The sequence below is a fragment of the Streptomyces sp. NPDC047061 genome (assembly GCF_040643955.1).
Taxonomy (GTDB): domain Bacteria; phylum Actinomycetota; class Actinomycetes; order Streptomycetales; family Streptomycetaceae; genus Streptomyces.
The window spans coordinates 208619-228562 of sequence record NZ_JBEYVI010000002.1 but is presented as its reverse complement, the minus strand read 5'-3'; the positions used below and the strand labels follow the sequence as shown (position 1 = coordinate 228562).

The 19944-nt window shown below is 71.8% G+C and carries 17 protein-coding genes and 1 riboswitch; of the genes, 7 read left to right on the top strand and 10 right to left on the bottom strand.

Going from position 1 to position 19944, the window contains the following annotated elements; genetic code table 11:
- Positions 1-135: 135 nt before the first annotated feature.
- Together rarD and ABZ887_RS04425 are read left to right on the top strand one after the other, a co-directional pair.
- Positions 136-1101 (top strand): EamA family transporter RarD, encoded by a 966-nt coding sequence (gene rarD / locus ABZ887_RS04430; RefSeq protein ID WP_361282818.1) that lies wholly within the window; start codon positions 136-138, stop codon positions 1099-1101.
- A gap of 31 nt (positions 1102-1132) precedes the next feature.
- Positions 1133-1597, top strand: a complete 465-nt coding sequence (locus ABZ887_RS04425) for a VOC family protein (RefSeq protein ID WP_361282816.1) — start codon at positions 1133-1135, stop codon at positions 1595-1597.
- Between the two features lie 50 nt (positions 1598-1647).
- On the opposite strand, the gene ABZ887_RS04420 is transcribed toward ABZ887_RS04425, so the two are convergent.
- The 6 genes from ABZ887_RS04420 to ABZ887_RS04395 all read right to left on the bottom strand — a co-directional run bounded on the left by ABZ887_RS04420 (position 1648) and on the right by ABZ887_RS04395 (position 8709).
- On the bottom strand, positions 1648-2844 hold the full coding sequence (locus ABZ887_RS04420) for a tetratricopeptide repeat protein (RefSeq protein ID WP_361282814.1): 1197 nt from the start codon (positions 2842-2844) through the stop codon (positions 1648-1650).
- A 210-nt stretch (positions 2845-3054) separates the two neighbouring features.
- Positions 3055-3945 (bottom strand): ABC transporter permease, encoded by an 891-nt coding sequence (locus tag ABZ887_RS04415; protein WP_361282812.1) that lies wholly within the window; start codon positions 3943-3945, stop codon positions 3055-3057.
- Positions 3932-5023, bottom strand: coding sequence for an ABC transporter ATP-binding protein (locus tag ABZ887_RS04410; protein WP_361282810.1), 1092 nt, complete (start codon positions 5021-5023; stop codon positions 3932-3934). The genes ABZ887_RS04415 and ABZ887_RS04410 overlap by 14 nt, the downstream gene beginning before the upstream one ends.
- A 58-nt stretch (positions 5024-5081) precedes the next feature.
- Positions 5082-6341 carry a DUF2092 domain-containing protein gene (locus ABZ887_RS04405; protein ID WP_361282808.1) on the bottom strand — a complete coding sequence of 420 codons (1260 nt, stop codon included), beginning with the start codon at positions 6339-6341 and terminating at the stop codon, positions 5082-5084.
- A gap of 294 nt (positions 6342-6635) precedes the next feature.
- On the bottom strand, positions 6636-7580 hold the full coding sequence (locus ABZ887_RS04400; RefSeq protein ID WP_361282806.1) for a CHRD domain-containing protein: 945 nt from the start codon (positions 7578-7580) through the stop codon (positions 6636-6638).
- Positions 7581-7698: 118 nt separating this feature from the next.
- A complete protein-coding gene (locus tag ABZ887_RS04395) occupies positions 7699-8709 on the bottom strand; it encodes a polyprenyl synthetase family protein (RefSeq protein WP_361282804.1) in 1011 nt (336 codons plus the stop codon).
- Positions 8710-9653: 944 nt separating this feature from the next.
- Positions 9654-9850: riboswitch (cyclic di-AMP (ydaO/yuaA leader) on the top strand.
- Between the two features lie 4 nt (positions 9851-9854).
- Between ABZ887_RS04395 and ABZ887_RS04390 the strand changes: the two genes are divergently transcribed.
- Positions 9855-10343, top strand: coding sequence for a transglycosylase SLT domain-containing protein (locus ABZ887_RS04390; protein WP_361282802.1), 489 nt, complete (start codon positions 9855-9857; stop codon positions 10341-10343).
- Positions 10344-10363: 20 nt separating this feature from the next.
- Here the strand turns inward: ABZ887_RS04390 and ABZ887_RS04385 are convergent, their stop codons facing one another.
- Entirely contained in the window at positions 10364-11170 is an 807-nt protein-coding gene (locus ABZ887_RS04385) for an HAD family hydrolase (protein WP_361282800.1), read from the bottom strand.
- A 148-nt stretch (positions 11171-11318) separates the two neighbouring features.
- Between ABZ887_RS04385 and ABZ887_RS04380 the strand changes: the two genes are divergently transcribed.
- Complete coding sequence (locus ABZ887_RS04380) at positions 11319-11672, top strand: hypothetical protein (RefSeq protein ID WP_361282798.1); 354 nt, start codon at positions 11319-11321, stop codon at positions 11670-11672.
- Between the two features lie 17 nt (positions 11673-11689).
- Here the strand turns inward: ABZ887_RS04380 and ABZ887_RS04375 are convergent, their stop codons facing one another.
- Both ABZ887_RS04375 and ABZ887_RS04370 read right to left on the bottom strand, forming a co-directional pair.
- Positions 11690-12943 (bottom strand): FAD-dependent oxidoreductase, encoded by a 1254-nt coding sequence (locus ABZ887_RS04375; RefSeq protein WP_361282796.1) that lies wholly within the window; start codon positions 12941-12943, stop codon positions 11690-11692.
- 26 nt (positions 12944-12969) lie between these two features.
- Positions 12970-14235: an ATP-grasp domain-containing protein gene (locus tag ABZ887_RS04370; RefSeq protein ID WP_361282794.1), complete on the bottom strand. Its 1266-nt coding sequence runs from the start codon at positions 14233-14235 to the stop codon at positions 12970-12972.
- 256 nt (positions 14236-14491) lie between these two features.
- Between ABZ887_RS04370 and fahA the strand changes: the two genes are divergently transcribed.
- Together fahA and ABZ887_RS04360 are read left to right on the top strand one after the other, a co-directional pair.
- Complete coding sequence (fahA, locus tag ABZ887_RS04365; RefSeq protein ID WP_361283348.1) at positions 14492-15703, top strand: fumarylacetoacetase; 1212 nt, start codon at positions 14492-14494, stop codon at positions 15701-15703.
- Positions 15704-16005: 302 nt separating this feature from the next.
- On the top strand, positions 16006-16944 hold the full coding sequence (locus ABZ887_RS04360) for a M56 family metallopeptidase (RefSeq protein WP_361282792.1): 939 nt from the start codon (positions 16006-16008) through the stop codon (positions 16942-16944).
- 22 nt (positions 16945-16966) lie between these two features.
- Here ABZ887_RS04360 and recQ read toward each other — a convergent pair whose 3' ends face one another.
- Positions 16967-19018, bottom strand: coding sequence for a DNA helicase RecQ (gene recQ / locus ABZ887_RS04355; RefSeq protein ID WP_361282790.1), 2052 nt, complete (start codon positions 19016-19018; stop codon positions 16967-16969).
- Between the two features lie 339 nt (positions 19019-19357).
- Here recQ and ABZ887_RS04350 point away from each other — a divergent pair, with 339 nt between their 5' ends.
- Positions 19358-19882 carry a hypothetical protein gene (locus tag ABZ887_RS04350; protein WP_361282788.1) on the top strand — a complete coding sequence of 175 codons (525 nt, stop codon included), beginning with the start codon at positions 19358-19360 and terminating at the stop codon, positions 19880-19882.
- The last annotated feature ends 62 nt before the right edge of the window (positions 19883-19944 follow it).

Below are 19944 nucleotides of genomic sequence, written 5' to 3'. Positions count from 1 at the left end.
CCCTCCGGTAAAGCCCTCCGGAAGACGGTGCCCCCGGTCCGTCATGACCGTATGCCGATACGGCCATGACAGACGGGGGCGCTCGGCGCTACCTTCGTCCCGGTGTGCTGAGGAAACTGGGCGTGAGGAGGGTCGGTGGCCGACATATCGAAGGGTGAGCGGCGGACAGGACTGGTGAACGGCTTCGCGGCCTACGGGATGTGGGGGCTGGTCCCCCTCTTCTGGCCGCTGCTTAAGCCCGCCGGGTCGGTGGAGATCCTGGCCCACCGGATGGTGTGGTCCCTCGTCTTCGTCGCCGTCGCACTCGTCTTCGTACGGCGCTGGGCCTGGGCCGGTGAGCTGCTGCGGCAGCCGCGCCGGCTGGCCCTGGTGACGGTCGCCGCCGCCGTGATCACCGTCAACTGGGGCGTCTACATCTGGTCCGTGAACGCCGGGCACGTCGTCGAGGCCTCGCTCGGCTACTTCATCAACCCCCTCGTCACCATCGCGATGGGCGTGCTGCTGCTGAAGGAACGGCTGCGGCCCGTGCAGTGGGCGGCGGTGGGCGTCGGTCTCGCCGCCGTCGTGGTTCTGACCGTGGGCTACGGGCAGCCGCCGTGGATCTCCCTCGTCCTCGCCTTCTCCTTCGCCACCTACGGGCTCGTCAAGAAGAAGGTCAACCTCGGCGGCATCGAGTCGCTCGCCGCGGAGACCGCCATCCAGTTCCTGCCCGCGCTCGGCTATCTGCTGTGGCTGGCAGGCCACGGCGGGTCCAGCTTCGTCGACGACGGCGCCGGGCACGCGGCCCTGCTGGCCTCCACCGGCATCGTCACCGCCGTCCCCCTGGTCTGCTTCGGCGCCGCGGCGATCCGCGTCCCGCTCTCCACGCTCGGCCTGCTGCAGTACCTGGCGCCGGTCTTCCAGTTCCTGCTCGGCATCCTCTACTTCCACGAGGCGATGCCCGCCGAGCGGTGGGCCGGCTTCGCCCTGGTCTGGCTCGCCCTCGCCCTGCTCACCTGGGACGCGCTGCGCGCCGCCCACCGGGGCGCACGGGCGCTCGCGGAGGCGCATGTACCACGGCCGGCGGCCCCGGTCACCGAGACTCCGGCAAGCCAGGTGTGACTGTCAGAGCCGTCGGCTATAAGTGGGCGACATGACGCAGACGCCCGCACCCCTGCACTGGAAGCTCGTCGTCGACGCCCGCGACCCGCACGCGCAGGCCGACTTCTGGGCCGCCGCGCTGCACTACGTGACCGAGGACAACAGCGCGTTCGTGGCACGACTGCTGGAAGTGGGCGCGCTGCCGGGCGCGGCCACCCTGGAGTACCACGGCCGTGCCGCCTTCCGTGACCTGATCGCCGTACGGCACCCGGACGATCCGTACGACGAGGAACGCGGGACGGGGCTGGGGCGGCGGCTGCTGTTCCAGCGGGTGCCGGAGGCGAAGTCCGGCAAGAACCGGCTCCACATCGACCTGCACGCCGGGGACGGGAAGCGGGCGGACGAGGTGGCACGCCTGGAGGCGCTGGGCGCGACCGTGGTGCGGCACGTCTCCGAGCCCTCCGGCGCGTGGACCGTGATGGCCGACCCGGAGGGCAACGAGTTCTGCGTGCAGTGACGCCGGCGCGGCGAGCCGGCGCGGTGACGCCGGTGCGGTGACGTCGGCGCTCAGGCGTTCTGGGCGGCCCGGCGGGCGCGTTCGGTGAGGCGGCCCATCCGGGCGCGGGCCGACTCCAGTTCCTCGATGTCGTCGGCCGCCGGGCCGTCCTCGGCGGTGAGCTGCGACCACAGGTCGATCAGCTCGCGGCCGAGGCGCAGCCCGTGCTCGGGGTCGCGCACCGCGCGCCAGGCGGTCGCGGCGCTCCGCACGTTCCCGTACGCCGCCTCGCCGTCCCGCGCGTGCCGGTGCTGCCCGGCCAGGTCGAGGGAGAGCCGGAAGGCCCGCTCCGGGTCGCCCGCCAGGTAGGAGATGTACGCGGTCAGCTCGCCCAGGTGCAGCACCTCGGTGTGGCCGTCGCCGAGGACCGCGGCGGCCTCGGCGACGGTGTGCTCCGCGAGCTCGGCCGCCGCTTCGATACGGCCCGTCCGGACGGCCTCGTTGATCCGCGACACCGGCTCGGTGAGCAGCGCGGCACCTTCCGCCGTCAGCGTCACGGGCTCGTCGCCGAGCACCTCCTCGGCGACCGCGTCGAACCCGCGGGCGGGGGTGGGTGTCGGGGTGAACCGGAGGTCGAGGTCCCGGTCGGCCGACGGCTCTTCGGGCACGAGGGCGATGACGGGGGCCTTCTCGGGGGCCGGGGGCGGCGCAAGGGCCGGAGCCGGGGCAAGGGCAGGGGCCGGGGTGCTCATCACGGGCGGCGGGCCGAAGACGCCGGTGGGCGGCTGGACGGTGCCCGGCGCGGGCGGCAGGGGCGGGGCCGGCCGTACGGACGGAGCCGGCGGGGCGGCGGGCGGCTGCGACACCGCCCGCAGGGGGAACGCCGGCGCCGCCTCCGACGCGGGTTCCTTCGGCGCGTTTTCCTTCCGCACGGGTTCCTTCCGTGCGGCTTGTCCCGTCGGCTCGGTCGCTGGTGCGGCCAGCCGTACCGGGTCGCCGGTGAAGCTGCTGGAGCCGTCCAGGTCCACCTGGAGGGGGACGACGTAGCCGATGCGGGTGTCGTGGACGGTGGCGAGGACCGGGCGGCCGGCGGCGCGGGCGAGGCGCTGGAGGTGGTTGAGGACCGCCTGCTGGGGTTCCTCACCGGGGCCCGTGAGCAGCGGTACACCGTCCACGGACGCGGTCGCGCCGGCCACCCGGACGTCGACCGGTACCAGGTGCCCCTCGTGCTGGACTTCCCGCTTCTCCTCGCGGCTGAGTCGGGACATCGGCCCTCATTCCCCCGGCGTCACCGTCCGGTCGTGCGTCCGGTCGTACTCGTGCGTACGGTCCAGTCTCGACGCTCGGCACGGCTCCCACGTCACCGCGACGTCACAGCCTCGCACCAGGAAGGGACGCCCGGCGGGGCACGGCGGATCCGGACCGTACGGACGTACGAACGTGTGCGAACGGACGTATCCCGCCCGGGCCCCGCGGGGCTAGGCGGTGATGTCCCTCGTCGTGAACCGCGCCCAGGCCGCCGAACCGAACACCGCCGTGTACAGGGCCTGCAGCTCCAGGTTCTTGGCCAGGTCGTCCCAGTAGACGGGGTCGCGCATCAGGTCGGCGAAGGACAGCCAGTAGTGGGAGAAGAAGTACGGCTGGAGCGCGTGCAGCTGGGGGATCTGGTCGAGGATCTGGACCGTGATGAGCAGGCCCACGGTCGTCGCCATCGCCGCGATGCCGCTGTTGGTGAGGGTGGACACGAACAGGCCGAGCGCGGCGATGCCGGCCAGGGACAGGGCGACCACCAGGGCGATCAGCAGGGCGCGGCCGAGGCCGTCGGCGAAGGATATCCGGGTGCCGGAGATCGTCGTCAGGTCGCCGAGCGGGAAGAGGAGCGCGCCGACGGCGAGCGCGGAGGCGGCCACCACCAGGGTGGCGACCAGGCAGAAGGCCATCGTCGTCGCGTACTTGGCGAGCAGGAGACGGGTGCGGCCCGCCGGGGCGACCAGCAGATAGCGCAGGGTGCCCGCGTCGGCCTCGCCCGCGACCGCGTCCCCGGCCACCACTCCGACGGCCATGGGAAGGAAGAACGGGAGGGTCGCCGCCAGCGCCGTGAACACCAGGAACAGTCCGTTGTTGGTGACCTGGGCGATGAAGGCCGGGCCCTCGCCGCCGCCGCCGCGGCCGACCTGCCCGCCGCCCCGCGTCTCGATCCTGACGGAGACGCCGACGAGGATCGGCACCGCCGCCAGCACGCCGAGCAGCGCGAGGGTGCGCCAGCGCCGGAACGTGGTGACGAGTTCGCTGCGCAGCAGACCGAGGCTCCACAGCGGGTTCGGCCGCACGGCCGCTGTCTCGACGACGGCCAGGTCAGCCTGCGACATCGAAGCCCTCTCCGGTCAGTGCCACGAACGCGTCCTCCAGCGAGGCCCGTTCCACGGTGAAGCCGCGGACCCGGACGCCCGCCGTGACGAGCGCCGCGTTCACCTCGGCGAGGTCGCGCTCGGGCGGCTCGCCGGTCACCCGGTCCTCGGCCACGACGACGTCCGCGACGCCCTGTTCCTTGAGCACCCGGGCCGCCTCCCCGGGGTCCGGGGTGGTCACCACGAGCCGGCCGCGGGCCCCGGCCACCAGGTCGGCCACCGCGCCCTGGGAGATCAGCCGGCCCTGCGCCATCACGGCCGCGTGGGTGCAGACCTGCTCGATCTCGTCGAGCAGGTGGGAGGAGAGGAACACGGTCGTGCCGTCCCCGGCCAGCTCCCGGACCAGGGCGCGGATCTCCCGCATGCCCTGCGGGTCGAGGCCGTTGGTCGGCTCGTCCAGGACCAGCAGCCTGCGGGGCTGGAGCAGCGCGGCGGCCAGGCCCAGGCGCTGCTTCATGCCGAGGGAGTAGGCCTTCGCCTTCTTCGCCGCGGCGGCCGCGAGGCCCACCCTCTCCAGCGCGGCCTCGACGCGGGCGCGCCGGGTGCGGGGGTCGGCGGCCGGGTCGGCGGCGTCGTACCGGAGCAGGTTGTCGCGACCGGAGAGGAAGCCGTACAGGGCCGGGCCCTCGATGAGGGCGCCGACCTGGGGCAGTACGACACGGGAGGCGCGCGGCATCGGGTGGCCGAGGACGCGGGCCGTGCCCGAGGTGGGCGCGATCAGGCCCATCAGCATGCGGATGGTGGTGGTCTTGCCGGAGCCGTTCGGGCCGAGGAAGCCGAAGACGCTGCCCGCGGGGACGGTCAGGTCGAGACCGTCCACGGCGAGCTGCCCGCCGCGGTAGCGCTTGGTGAGGCCGCGGGTGACGATGACACCCGCTCCCACCGGGGCGCGGTCCCCGGGGTTCCCGGGGTCCCCAGGGTCCCCGAGATCTCCCCGGCCCGCCCGGTCCGCCCGGTCCCCCCGGTCCCCCCGGACTCCCGAGGCCTCCGGGGCCTCCCGGTCGTCCGGCTCCCGTTCCGTGGCGGGCGGTCGGTCCATCGGCTCCCTCGATTCGTCGTGCGGCAAAGGCTACTCACCGCACCTGTGCCGGCCCGGACTAGCCCGCGTTCGCCGCCTTCAGCAGCGCCGCCTTGTCCACGGCGCCGACGTACACCTTGCCGTCGTCCGTGATCAGGGCGTTGATGAGCCGGGTGGAGAAGACGGTGCCCTTGCCGAACTTGCCGGAGACGGAGTCGCCGAGCGAGCCGAGGAAGCCGCTCAGGTCGCCGCCGCCGGAGGCGGAGCCGGTGGGCAGTCCGCCCTTGCTGCCGGTGTCGAGGACGGCTATGGAGTTCCAGCCCTTGCCGAGGACGTCGAAGCCGGACTTGTCGAGGTCCTTGGCTGAGCCGCCGCCGGGCGTCTCGGAGGCCTTGCCGCCCTTGTCCCACCCGTCGGTGCCGCTGTCTTTGCCGGTCTTGCCGGCCTTGTCGCCCTCGGTGACCTTGGCGCCCTTGGGCGGGGTGAAGTCGAAGGTGGAGGCGGCCGGCTTCGCGAAGCTGACCTGGGTGTAGCCGGCGTCGACCACGGCCGCGCCGCCGCTCGACGGGGTGAGCGTGAACTTCAGCGGCGTACCGGTCTTGGCGTCCACCGCGATGCTGATCGCGCCGACCGTCGTACCGGACTGCTTGGGCTTGATGACCAGGCGGTAGGCGTCGCGGCCGGCCACCTGGGCGGTGCCGTCGACCGTCACCGACGTGGTGTCGTCGACCGACTTGAGGACCTCGTCGGCGAAGTCCTTGGGCGTGGCCGGGGTTTCGTGCTGCTCGGCCTTGCCGGAGTCGGCGGCGGTGGAGTGGTAGACCTCGTTGGACTTGCTGTCGTAGCCCCACACGTCGGTGCCGTTGTGGATGAGGCTGTACTCGGCGCCGCTCTCCAGCACCGACACCTTCTGCTTCTCGGGGCCGTCGGCGGCCACCCGCAGGGTGTGCGTGCCGGAGGCCAGCTCGGTGAGCTTGCTCGTCGGGTCGGCCGACGAGCCGTCGCCGCCCTGCGTCGCCCCGGACAGCAGGCTGCTCTCCAGACCGCCGAGGTCGGGCAGGCCGAGGTCGGTGCTGATCTTGACGGTGCCGGACAGCTGCTGCACGTCCGACTTGGCGATCTTGTTTATGAGCTCCTGCGCGGTGATCTTCGGCAGGTCGGGGTCGCCGGAGTCGGCAAGTGCCGGGACCAGGCCGATCGTGGCCGCGGCCACGCCCACCACCGCGACCGGGACGACGTAGCGTGCGGCCTTGCGCCGCCGCTCGGCGCGCAACTCGGCGCGCAGCTCGTCCTCGGCCTGCGCGGCCCCCGTGCTGTCGTCGGATTCGTACGGTGCCATGTGTGCCCTACCTCCGTCGTCGGCGGCGGCCGTCCTCGCACGTGTCCCACCCTGAGCCGCCATTCTCACCCGAATCGGTGAGTGGTGGTGATTTCCGTGGTTTCCATCTCACCAAATCGGGGGCGGAGAAGCGTCAGACCACGGAGCCAACTCCGCGTACACCTGCGGTATGACACAGGGGTGGAGGCGCCTTCCCCGACCCGTAGGGGTCGTGCGGCGAAGGCGCCTCCTGTCACGGTCGCATCCGGTCACTTCACGGGCCGTGTCCGCTGCTGGGACCGTTGCCGGATCCGCTCAGTGCTGCACGAACACGTAGTCCGCCGAGTAGGGGACACCGACGACGGCACCCGGGGTGCAGGAGCCGGCCGGGGCGACGCCGCCCACGGTGTTGAGGCGCAGGATCTCGCCGGTGTGGGCGAGCAGCCCGTGCTTCTTGCCGGACCGGGTGGTCTTGAGGTCCAGTTCCGGGATGTTGCCGGTGCCGTTCGCCGTCTTGGTCAGGACGGATCCGGTGACCGCACTGCCGTCGGGTGCGACCCACTGCGGGGTGCCGGAGTTCGGCGCGACGAAGGAGTGGCGGATGCCCCCGCCGAGCTTGGCGCTGACGTCCCGCTGGGCGAAGGCATAGCCGCCGCCGTCGGCGGGCTTGCACTGGTAGATCTGCTTGCCGGTGACGACGGAGGCCTGGAAGCCGCCGGCCCTGAGGTCGGAGACGGTGGTGACGGCGTGCAACTGGCCGCGGAGGGCTCCGCCGGGGAACTCCGCGGTGTGCAGGTTGGCGTAGAAGGCTCCGGGGTCGGTGGTGAGCTGCTTGAGCAGGGCCTTGTCGGTGACCTTGACACTGCCGGTGACGCTGTGGGCCTTGGCCTTCTTCAGCAGCTTCCCGAAGTCGATCTTGACGCCGCCGTTGGTGCCCTTGGCGCCCTGGTGGATGTGCAGGTCGGTGGGCTTGGCGGTGCCGCGCCAGGTCACGGCGACGGTCACCTTGTCCCTCTTGACCTGGATGAACTCCAGCGCGGCGCCGTCCTTGTCCCCGACGGCGGGCCCACCGGCGACGGGGACCTCGTTGGCACCGCGCAGACTGGCGGCGAGGACCACGGAGGCGGCGGAGCCGTGGCTGGCGGCGGAGCTTTGGCTGGCGGCGGCGGATGCCGGGACGGCGGCACCGCCGAGAGCGGTGACGGTGACGGTGATGGCTGCGGCGACGAGGCTCTTGCGGCGCGATGCGTCGATGACCATGATTCCGTTTTCTCCCCCTGTGTCAGCCGACGCCCCCTGCGTCGGCTTCTGGGGAGGAGTACGGAACCCGTCCTGGATTGGACTCAGTCCAATTATGTGACCTGGGTCACACGCCGGATCATCCGGCTCGGTGCACCACCGCGTCGCACAGCTCCACCAGCGCGGCCTTCGGGTCGCACTCCGGCAGCGGAGCCAGCGCGGCCCGCGCCTCCTCCGCGTACCGGACCGCGTCCCGGCGGGCCAGCTCCAGAGCCGGATGCGCACGCAGCGCCGCCAGGGCCTCCGCGTGCCGTGCGTCGTCCGTGAGGTCGGAGTCCAGCAGCTCGCACAGGGCGACGTCCTCGGCCAGCCCCGACCGGGCGGCCAGCTCCCGCAGCCGCAGCACCGGAAGTGTGGGCACGCCCTCGCGGAGGTCGGTCCCCGGGGTCTTCCCGGACTCGTGGGAGTCGGAGGCGATGTCCAGGACGTCGTCGGCGAGCTGGAAGGCGACTCCGAGCCGTTCGCCGTACTGGGTGAGGACGTCGACGACCGTCTCGTCGGCACCGGACAGCATCGCGCCGAAGCGGCAGGAGACGGCGACCAGCGAGCCGGTCTTGCCGCTGAGCACGTCGAGGTAGTGGTCGACCGGGTCACGGCCGTCCGACGGACCGGCCGTCTCCAGGATCTGACCGGTCACCAGCCGTTCGAACGCGAGGGCCTGGACCCGGACCGCCTCGGGGCCGAGGTCGGCGAGGATCTGGGAGGCGCGGGCGAAGAGGAAGTCGCCGGTGAGGACCGCGAGCGAGTTGCCCCAGCGGGTGTTGGCGCTGTCGACACCGCGTCGTACGGCCGCCTCGTCCATGACGTCGTCGTGGTACAGCGTGGCCAGGTGGGTGAGCTCGACGACGACGGCCGACGGCACGACACCGGGCGCGTAGGGGTCGCCGAACTGCGCGGCGAGCATCACCAGCAGCGGGCGGAACCGCTTGCCTCCGGCCCGCACGAGGTGCTGCGCGGCCTCCGTGATGAACGGGACCTCGCTCTTGGTGGCTTCTAGCAAGCCTTCCTCGACAGCCGTCAATCCGGCCTGGACATCGGCTTCCAGAGCCTGGTCCCGCACGCTCAGCCCGAACGGCCCGACGACGGTCACGAGGGGTCTCCTGTCTGCTGGTGTCTACTGGCGATTACGCGGTTTGTCGATAGGTCGCTGCCCTCACTCAAGTCAGCGTATCCGGTCGGGTTTCGATCACCGATAGCGCCCACGGTTACACCCCGGGCGCTATCGGATCACGACCGTTATGTTTTTGATCAGCCGATACGACCTGACATCCACTGACTTAACAGGAAGTGCGGGCGCTTGTCCCGAACCGGGATACATGCCGTGTCCCCCACCGGCGGCAGACCTTCCACCTGAGCAGCGCCCGGAAACGGCCCCGGCTCCCCCGGCCGAAGTCACCTGCCCGGGCGCACCCCACCCGCGACCCGCCGGCCCCGCCGGGGACACCCGGCGCCCGAACGGCGGCGCCTCGTGCACACCTGCGCACCCTTCCTTCACGCGACCACGCACGGCGGCCTCCGCATCCCTCGAGCCACATTCCTTCACGCGCGCGCCCAACTTCCCACCCCGGGCGGGTCAGTGGCACGCACACGCACACGCACCGGGAGCCGCCGAGGTTGACGGAGGGCGCGCCAGAGAAGTACCTAATCAGACAATTCGGACTAATCATTGAAATCACTGCATTAGCACCCATTCCACCACCTCCAGGTCGGGCAATCCACGCGAATGGAAGCGTGCCGCCTTTCCGTCGAACCAGGAAAAAGGTGGATTCCAGGAATCCCTGGTGCCCGATTTGCCGTTATTGCTCTTTCGTGAAGTAGGTCACGCGGGCCCGAGTGACGCAAGGCCCGCCACGCCCCTCCTTCCCCTTCGCCCGCAGGCCAGTTGAGGGTTGGCAAACGCAAAGGATCAAGTACCCCATACACCTCAGTAAAAGGTCAATCGGTGTGTTGTGCGCATCAGGTACTTGTTCCTGACATGTGCCCTCGCATACGTTCCCGCTCGCCGGGCGGACGCCGAATCCTGCCGCCGCCCGTCGTAACCCATCGACGAGTTCATTCGCACGGCAGGAGCGGGGGATCCAGGTAAGTCGCCGGACCGGGCGGCCGACGTCAGCGGACGGACGTCGCTCCGGAACGGCTAGGGGTTAAGTCGCATCACCTTCGGGCGGTGCGGCCGGGCACTCCCCGGGCCCGAACCCGACAGCTCACCTCGCAGGCGACGGAGAGGAAAACGCCATGTCTGCTGCCGCCCAGCACCGCACTCCCCGCCGTAACCGCATCATCCGCACGCTCGTCGTCGCCGGTACCGGCGCCGCCGTTCTCGCCCTCCCGCTCATCGGGGCGACCGCCGCCTCCGCCGCCGGGTCCTCCACCACGACGGCCTCGACCACCCTCGCCGGGTACCCGAACAACCTCGACGGCTGGATCCGCGAGTCGCTCGCGATCATGCGGGAGAAGCGCATCCCGGGCACCTACAACGGCATCTACCGCAACCTGATGCGGGAGTCCTCCGGCAACCCGCGGGCCATCAACCTCTGGGACTCCAACGCGGCCAAGGGCATCCCGTCCAAGGGCCTGCTCCAGGTCATCGACCCGACGTTCAAGGCCTACCACGTGGACGGCACGTCGTTCGACATCTACGACCCGGTCGCGAACATCACCGCCGCCTGCAACTACGCCGCCGCGCGGTACGGCTCGATCGACAACGTCCACGGCGCGTACTGACCCGACCGACGTCCCGCGCGTCAGTCGAAGAGTCTTTCGAGGACGACGGCGATGCCGTCGTCCTCGTTCGACGCGGTGATCTCGTCGGCCAGCGCCTTGAGTTCGGGGTGCGCGTTGGCCATCGCCACCCCGTGGGCCGCCCACTCGAACATCGGGATGTCGTTGGGCATGTCCCCGAAGGCGATGGCCTGTCCGGGGCTCAGCCCCAGATGGCCGGCGGCCAGCGCGAGCCCGGTCGCCTTGGTCACCCCGCAGGGCTGGAGTTCGACGGTCCCCGGCCCCGACATCGTGACCGTCGCCAGCGAACCGACCACCGAGCGGGCGGTCGCCGCCAGTTCGTCGTCGGACAGGGTGTGGTGGCGCAGCAGCACCTTGCTGATGGGCGCGCACCACAGGTCGTCACGGCGGGCGACGCGCAGCGCGGGCAGCGTGGGGTGGGGCATCAGATAGCCCGGCTCGATGAGCGTGAGCCCGTCCACGCCGTCCTGGTCGACCGCCGCGTACACCTGGCCCACCTCGGCCTCGATCTTGCCGAGCGCGGTCTCCGCCAGTTCCCGGTCCAGGGTGACCGACCACAGCAGCCGGTCCGCGCCGGCGTCGTACACCTGCGCGCCCTGCCCGCAGACCGCGAGTCCCGTGCAGCCCAGGTCGTCGAGGAGCGGGCGCACTCTCGGCGCGGGGCGGCCGGTCACCACGAGATGCCGGGCACCCGCCCGGCCGGCCCGCGCGAGCGCGGCGAGCGACCGTTCCGAGAGGGTGTCGTCGTCGCGCAGCAGCGTGCCGTCCAGGTCGGTGGCGATCAGTGAGTACGGGGAGGGTGCGACCATGATCAGAGAATACGGACAGCACGCCCCTGGGACTCACTGCTCGTTTCGGCCTCAAGTGGCGCCCGCCGCCTCCGTGATGGGGCCGTCGTCGGTGGCGGGCGTTACGTTTTCGCTGAGCCGGTCGCACTGATCCGACGGGGTGCCGGCGGTGACGGGCGGGCGGGTGGACGACGACGGCCGCGGACCATATGTGGCGATCGACGACAACACGGAGAGCCGGTACGAGGCCGAAAGACGCCCCGAGGACCCGGTCGGCGGGGCACTGTGCGCCGAGGTTGTCCGGCGGCTCGGACTCTGGTTCGACGGGGACGGCGACGCCGCCGAACTGGACGCGGGGCGCGAGCTGTTGGGGCGGCATTTCGGCGACACGTGCGTGCGGCCGACGCGTATGTCCGGCCGGCGCGGGCGTCCGGCGGGCACGCATGTCCGGCGGGCGCGCACGTTCGGCGAGCGCGCACGTTCGGCGAGCCCGGGGTTCGCGTCGGCCCTCGGGGCCGGGTGACGGTCCGGCCCGGGGTGTCAGGCGTGGGCCGCCGCCAGGTGGCCGGCCAGGCGCGGTGAGGCGAACTCCGTGCCGCACACGAACCGCATGACCGGGCCGTAGGACGCCGCCGCCGGGAGCCCTGTGAAGTAGAGGCCGGGCACGGAGGAGACGTATCCGGCGCCGAGTCTCGGGGCACCGCGGCTGACCGCGACGCGGGTACACAGCCCGGGGCCGAGGAAGTCCATCGCTGCGATGTCCACGTGGTAGCCGGTGGCGGCTATGACGTGGTCGGCGGTGAGGCGCTCGGTGCCGCCTTCGTGGGTACGGACGGTGAGGACCGGGGCGCCGTCCGAGGTGTCGACGCCGGTCACGGCGGCGACCTCGCGGACCTGGACCTTGCCCTCGAAGCGGTCGCGCAGCCACCAGGCGCCGAGCGGGCCGAGCACCCGGCGGACCAGGTAGTGGCGAGCCTGTGCCGGGAGGTAACGGTAGGGGTGCGGGTAGTAGCTGAGCGCCCACAGGGACCAGGCCCGGCCGAACGGCGACTCGGGACGCAGCCTCGGCTGCTGCCAGGGCGGCGCGCCGAAGGCGACCCTGCCGCGTCCTCGTGAGACCACCCGTACCTGGGCGCCCGCCTCGGCGGCGAGGGCCGCCGTCTCCAGCGCGGACTGCCCGGCACCGACGACGATCAGCTCCTTGCCGGAGAAGCGCGTCAGGTCGTGGTGCTGGGAGCTGTGCGAGACCGGCCCCGCGGGTCCGTCCGCGCCCGCCCCGGCGAGCTCGGCGGGCAGGCGGGCGAGCCCGGACAGGCCGGTGGCGACGACGACCGCGCGGGCCGTGAACGACTCCCCCGAGTCCAGCTTCAGTTCGAAGCCGGCCGGGCCTTCGGCCTTCCGCTCGGCCTTGCTTTCGACCTTGTTCTCGGCCTTGTTCTCGGCCTTGTGCCGGTCCACGGAGACCACCCGTACCCGCTCCAGCTCGGGCACCAGTTTCCGCTGGAACCACTCGCCGTAGCCGATGAAGGTCTCCACCGGGATGGTGTCCTCGTCCGTGACCAGCCGGCGGATGCCCGCCGCGTCGCAGTAGTCGGCGAGGGTGTGCCCGCGTTGCGGGCAGTCCAGACTGGAGGCGGCCGGGGTGGACTTCAGGATCATCCCGGCCGGCATGTGGTCGCGCCAGCTGACCATGGGATCCCCGAAGACCCGGACGGGGATGCCGCGCGCCCGCAGATGGGCGGCGGTGGACAGGCCGAAGGGCCCGGCGCCTAAGACTGCTACCGGTTCGATCACGAAGTCCCTCCCCAGGAACGTGGTGCCTACTTCGTGGCGACGCTGGAGCCGCGGCGGTTGGTGCGCCACAGCTGATAGAGGTGCTTCGCGCCCGGACGCACGAAGCGGGCGAGCATCGTGACGAACGGCAGCGGGTCGTCACCCGCCAGCCAGGCCAGCTCGGTCCCGCTCGGCCGCTTCGGTGCGTGCGGCGTCGTGTAGCCGCTGCGGCGGTAGGCGAGGAGGGCGGGCAGGTCGATGTTCTCCACGACGTACCGGTGGCCGGCGCGCTGTTCCCCCTCCGGAACGCGGCGCCCGGTCAGGTCCAGGTGCATGGCGCGGACGACGTCCACCCCCGACTCGCTCTCGAAGAGCCGGAACTGGGCACCCATGCGCGGGTTGAAGTCGAGCAGCTTGTACTGCCCGTCGCGCCGGTCGAAGCGCAGGTCGAGATCGATGATGCCGGTGAAGCCGATCTGCTTGATGAAACGCGCGGCGAGGTCGGCGAGTTCCGGGTTGTCGACGACGTAGGCGTTCGCGGTCATGCCGGCGTGCGGCGGCCAGGAGCGGACCTTGACGCCGGTGAACAGGGCGCGCGGATTGGAGTCGGCGTCGAAGTAGGCGTGCACGATCCAGTCCTCCGCCTCCTCCCTCGGGAGGTACTCCTGGAGGATGACCCCCGGATGGGTGCCCCAGTCACGGGCGAGGGTGAGCAGTCCCTCCCGGGTGGCGATCCGCGTCGTTCCGTTGACGGCGGGCCGGCTGCGCCGCACGAACGCCTCGCGGTTCTTGGCCACGATCGGGAAGCGGGCCTTCTCCGCGAAGTCGACGATCTCGTCGTACGAGTCCGGGAAGGACGCCGCCGGGCTCGGGATGCCGTGTTCCACGCACAGTTCGTGCAGGCCCTGCTTGCTCGCCAGCCGGCGGGGCAGCTCCGGTTCGACACGCGGGAAGAGGAAGCGGTCGCCGAGCGCGTCCTGGTGCTCGGCGATCAGGACGGCGGCCTCCTCGTCGGTGGGGATCAGCACCGTGGGACGGCCGATGCGGCGGCCGATGCGCAGCAGTCCCTCGACGAGATGGTCCGGTTCCTCGGCACCGGTCGTCGGCCACACGAACGCCCGTCTGAGATAACGGGACGAGGCCGCCGGCGTGTACGCGTCCTCCGTGATCGCGTACATGGGAACGCCCAGGCGGCCCAGACTGCGAATAGCGCCGACCCCGCCGTGATGCAGCGGATAGTCGCCGAACTTGACGATCAGGCCCGGCACGTCGCGGTCCGCCTCGAACGGCACGCTGACGGCATTCCTGGCCACGGGTCCCCCCACGTGTCCCCCTCTACGGACCGGATCCACCCCGTCCGTGTCCCCCAAAGGACGCTAAGCCGGAATTGCCCCCTCCGACAAGGGCTATTAGGACATTGCGAACTCTTTAGACACTGCCACGACAGTCAACTCACCCGTAACGTGTGGCGCGACCACATGGAACGCCGCGCAACGCCATAGTGACGTCGCCACATGGCAGTCCTCCGCGCGGCACGGATGAGAGCGAGGCAGTCACCCCATGCCCCCCTTGCCCCCCTTCGAGGTCCCCGAGGGTGACCCCTTCGGCTCGCACAACCTTCCGTATGGCGTGTTCTCGACCTCCGGGAGCACAGAACGGAGGGTCGGCGTCCGCCTCGGCGACCACGTCCTCGACGCCGGCGCGGCGGCCCTCGCGCTCGGCTCCCCGTACGCATCCCTGCTCGCCCGCCCGACCCTCAACCCGCTGCTGGCCGCGGGCCGCACCGCCTGGTCGGACGTACGGCGTGCCCTGACCGCCTGGGTGACCGTGCCCGCGCACCGCGAGACACTCGCCCCCCTTCTGCACCCGCTGCCCGAGGTGACCCTGCACCTTCCTTTCGAGGTCGCCGACTACGTCGACTTCTACGCCTCCGAGAACCACGCCCGGAACGCCGGCCGCATCTTCCGCCCCGACGCCGCCGAACCGCTCACCGCCAACTGGAAGCACCTGCCGATCGGTTACCACGGCCGCGCGGGCACGGTCGTGGTGTCCGGGACGGACGTCGTACGGCCCTCGGGGCAGCGGAAGGCGCCGTCCGACCCGGCACCGGTCTTCGGTCCGTCGGCACGGCTGGACATCGAGGCCGAGGTCGGCTTCGTCGTCGGCACGCCGTCGGTGCAGGGCAGTCCGGTGGCGCTGGGCGACTTCAGGGAGCACGTGTTCGGCCTGTGCCTGCTGAACGACTGGTCGGCGCGGGACATCCAGGCCTGGGAGTACGTCCCGCTCGGCCCGTTCCTCGGCAAGTCGTTCGCCACCTCGGTCTCGGCGTGGATCACCCCGCTGGACGCCCTGGAGGAGGCGCGGGTCGCCCCGCCGCGGCGGACGCACCCGCTGCTGCCGTACCTCGACGACGCCGCGGAGGAGCCCACCGGCTACGACCTGCGGATCTCGATCGCTATCAACGGGCACACGGTGTCCGAGCCGCCGTTCTCCACCATGTACTGGACCGCCGCCCAGCAACTCGCCCACCTGACGGTCAACGGCGCCTCCCTGCGCACCGGCGACCTGTACGGCTCCGGCACGGTGAGCGGTGCCGAGCCCGGGCAACGCGGGTCGTTGCTGGAGCTGACGTGGAACGGCCAGGATCCGCTCGAACTCCCGGACGGGAAGCGGACGTACCTGGAGGACGGCGACGTGGTGACGCTGTCGGGATGGGCTCCCGGGCCGGGCGGCAGCCGGGTCGGGCTCGGCGAGGTCAGGGGGCGGATCGTGACGGGGTGACGAGGTGACGCCGCCTGCCGGGCGGCCCGGCAGGCGGCGCGGGAGAGCAGGGACGGCCCGCGAGCGGCCGGGCCGGGAAGCGGGGCGCCCGGATCGTCGCCGACACCTGACTCGGGGCACCCGGCACCGTCATACTGACGGGACACGCACCATGCGATGCGCCCGCACGCGCTCCATGCGAGGCGTCGGCGCACGCGTCAGGTGATGCGTGCGCCGGCGCGCGAGCCATGTCACGCGACGGCGTATCACCCCGCACCACCCGGCACCCGCGCCCATCTCCGATCAGGAAACGGAGCCCCGGCATGACCGTCTGCCTGCTCCTGCTGACCGTCGTCGCCCTGACGGCCGCCGTACCCGCGCCGCGCGCCCTGGTGCGGTCCCTGTGGCCGGAGCGGGAACCGGTGGTCGCGCTGTGGGTGTGGCAGTGCCTGGTCGCCACCGTCCTGATGTGCTGTCTCGCCGCGCTGACCCTGGGCGCGGCGGCCGTCTTCCACACCGTGCGCGACCGGGTGTTCGCGCCGGCGCCACCGGCGGTCACCGCCGCCTACGACCTCTCCGTCGCACCCCTGTGGGCGGTCGTCCTCACGGTGCTGCTGGCGTGCGGGGCCGCGTGGACCACGGCGATGCTCGCCCGCGAACTGGTCGAGGCCCGGCGCCGCCGCGACCTGACCCGCGCACACCTGCGCGAGCGGGCACCCGAGCTGCCGGCGGGGCTGCCCGCGGCACGCGGCCCGATGCTGGTGCTGGAGGACGAGTACCCGGACGCCTGGTGGATGCCGGGCCATCCACCGCAGCTGGTCGTGACGACGGGGGCGCTGCACCGCCTCACCGACCACCAGCTCGACGCCGTGCTCACCCATGAACGGGGCCACGCCCGCGCCCACCACGACTGGCTGCTCCACCTGTCCAGCGCCCTGGCCACGGGCTTTCCGCGGGTGCCGCTCTTCTCCCACTTCTGCGACCAGACCCACCGGCTCGTCGAACTCGCCGCGGACGACACGGCGTCCCGCCGCTGCGGCCACCTCACCACGGCGCTGGCCCTGATCGAGCTGAACCAGCACCGCGGGGTCCTGTCCTGCGCGTCGAGCCGCCGGCTGCTGGGCGAGCGGGTCGACCGCCTGCTGGAACCGCCACCGCGGCTGCTGCGCCGCCAGCGGGCGCTGACCACGACGGTGGCCGCCCTGGTCCCCCTGGTGCCGCTCCTGATCGCGTTCGCGCCGGGGCTGACGGCACTCGGATAGGAGCTCGACCGGGACGCAGGCCCTACATCCAGTCCTCCGGTTCCGGCTCCTCGTCCATCTCGGGCCAGTGGTCCTCGTAACCGCTCTGCGGCGCCGCGGGAGCCGGGGCGGTCGAAACCGGTGCGGTCGAAACCGGTGCAGTAGGAGCCGGTACGGACGGCGTCGGGGCGGACGGCGTCTGCAGGGCGGCCAGCGCGCCGAGTACGCCCTCTCCGTAGGTCATGAGCTTCTTCTCGCCGACACCGCCGATGGTGGCGAGTTCGGCGATGGACTCGGGCCACCGGCTGACGATCTCCCGCAGGGTGGCGTCGTGGAAGATCACGTAGGCGGGTACGCCCTGTTCGCGGGCCTGCTCGGCACGCCAGGCGCGCAGGGCCTCGAAGGCGGGCAGCAGTTCCGCGGGCAGCTCTGCCACGGCGGCCTTGGCCTTGCCCTTGCCCGAGGACCCGGAACCGGAGCTCCCGGCCGCCCGCGAGACCGCCGGCTTCTTCGGCTCCTTCCGCAGCGGGACCTCCCGCTCGCGCCGCAGTACCGTCCCGCTGGCCTCGGTGAGCACCAGGGTGCCGTACTCGCCCTCGACCGCGAGCAGCCCCTGGGCGAGCAGCTGGCGGACGACGCCCCGCCATTCGCCCTCGTCGAGGTCGGTGCCGATACCGAAGACGGACAGCTGGTCGTGGTCGAACTGGATGACCTTGGCCGTGCGCTTGCCGAGCAGGATGTCGACGATCTGGACGGCGCCGAACTTCTGCCCGCGTTCGCGCTGGAGCCGGACCACGGTGGAGAGGACCTTCTGGGCGGCGACGGTGCCGTCCCAGGTCTCGGGCGGGGTGAGGCAGGTGTCGCAGTTGCCGCAGCCCGCGGGGTCGGGGTCCTGGCCGAAGTAGTTCAGGAGCTGCCCGCGGCGGCACCGGGCGGTCTCGCACAGGGCGAGCATGGAGTCGAGGTGGGCCTGGGCACGGCGGCGGAAGGCCTCGTCCCCCTCGCCGGACTGGATGAGTTTGCGCTGCTGTATGACGTCGTTGAGGCCGTAGGCCATCCAGGCGGTGGAGGGCAGGCCGTCGCGGCCGGCGCGGCCGGTCTCCTGGTAGTACCCCTCGACGGACTTGGGCAGGTCGAGGTGGGCGACAAAGCGGACGTCGGGTTTGTCGATGCCCATGCCGAAGGCGATGGTGGCGACGACGACCAGGCCGTCCTCGCGCAGGAAGCGGGACTGGTGGGCGGCGCGGGTGCTCGCGTCGAGGCCGGCGTGGTAGGGGACGGCGTCGATGCCGTTGCGGGTCAGGAATTCCGCGGTGGACTCGACGGACTTGCGGGACAGGCAGTAGACGATGCCCACGTCGCCCTCGTGTTCCTGGCGCAGGAAGGTGAGGAGCTGTTTCTTGGGGTCGGCCTTGGGGACGATCCGGTACTGGATGTTGGGCCGGTCGAAGCTGGCCACGAAGTGCCGGGCGGCCGGCATCTGCAGCCGCTGGGTGATCTCCTCGTGGGTGGCGTGGGTCGCGGTGGCCGTGAGCGCGATGCGCGGGACGTCGGGCCAGCGCTCGCCGAGGAGGGAGAGGGCGAGGTAGTCGGGGCGGAAGTCGTGGCCCCACTGGGAGACGCAGTGCGCCTCGTCGATGGCGAAGACGGCGATCTTGCCGCGGGTGAGCAGGTCGAGGGTGGAGTCCAGCCGGAGCCGCTCGGGGGCGAGGTAGAGGAGGTCGAGTTCGCCCGCGAGGAACTGGGCCTCGACCACACGCCGCTCGTCGAAGTCCTGGGTGGAGTTGATGAACCCGGCGTTGACGCCGAGGGCGCGCAGGGCGTCCACCTGGTCCTGCATGAGGGCGATGAGCGGTGAGACCACGATGCCCGTACCCGGTCTGACCAGGGCGGGGATCTGGTAGCACAGTGATTTTCCGCCGCCGGTCGGCATGAGGACGACGGCATCGCCGCCCGCCACCACATGCTCGATGACCGCCTGCTGCTCGCCCCGGAAGGCGTCGTACCCGAAGACCCGGTGCAGCGTGGCCAGTGCCTCGCTGTCCGCCGGTCCCTGCGCCTGCTGCGCCCCCGGGGTCTCGGTCGTCCCTGGCATCTCTTCGGTTCCGCCCGTCCCGCCCATCGTCGTGTCCCCCGTACGTCGTCCGTCGACCACTGCCACCACGATAGGGGTCCGGACCGACAGCGCCGGAGTTATCCACAGGCTGCCTGCCCGGAAAGGGGGTGCCAGTGCGGGGTCCGCCCGCCCGGAAAGGGGTGCCGGTGCGGGGTTCGCCCGTCCGGCGGTGTCCTCGGCCGGCCCTCAGTCCTTTGGCGGTCTTCGCGTGGCGGCCCGGAAGCGGCGCGGGCCATGCTGCACGGGCGGGACCGGGGAGGCCCGCGTTGTACGGAGGTGTCGCGTTCGCGTGCCTCTTCCGCCCCAAGGAGCATCACGATGTCTCTCAGGTCCCGCACTGCCGGCGCCGCTCTGGCGCTTGCCGTGCCGTTCGCTCTGGCCGCGGTGCCCGCCGACGCGGCTCCCGTGCCCGATCCCGACCCCTTCGTGTGGACGGATCTGACCCCGACGTACACAGCGACGGCGGACTACCAGTACGAGCCGTTCGCGGTCACGGACGGGTACGCCCGGTCCGACACCTGCGACAAGGACGCCGTGAACGGCAAGGGAGGCGCGGGCTACCACTACGTCAGGGCCGCCGGCGTCGGCAGTCTGGACCCGGCCGAGCCCGCGGGTCTCCTCTACGAGGCCGACGCCGACGGCGGCCGTGCCCTGGTCGCGGTGGAGTGGATCGTACGGGCGGGCACCGGGACCACCCCGCCCACACTGTTCGGGCAGTCGTTCCAGGGGCCGACGACGGTTCCGGGCGTCTCAGGGCCCGTGTACACGCTGCGCGCCTGGATCTGGAAGGACAATCCGAGTGGCCTGTTCGCGCTGTGGAACCCGACGGTGACGTGCTCGTAGTACCGGCCCGTGGTCCCGGGTCGGGCACGCGCGCGCGGACCCCGGCTCCTCCGCGAGGAACC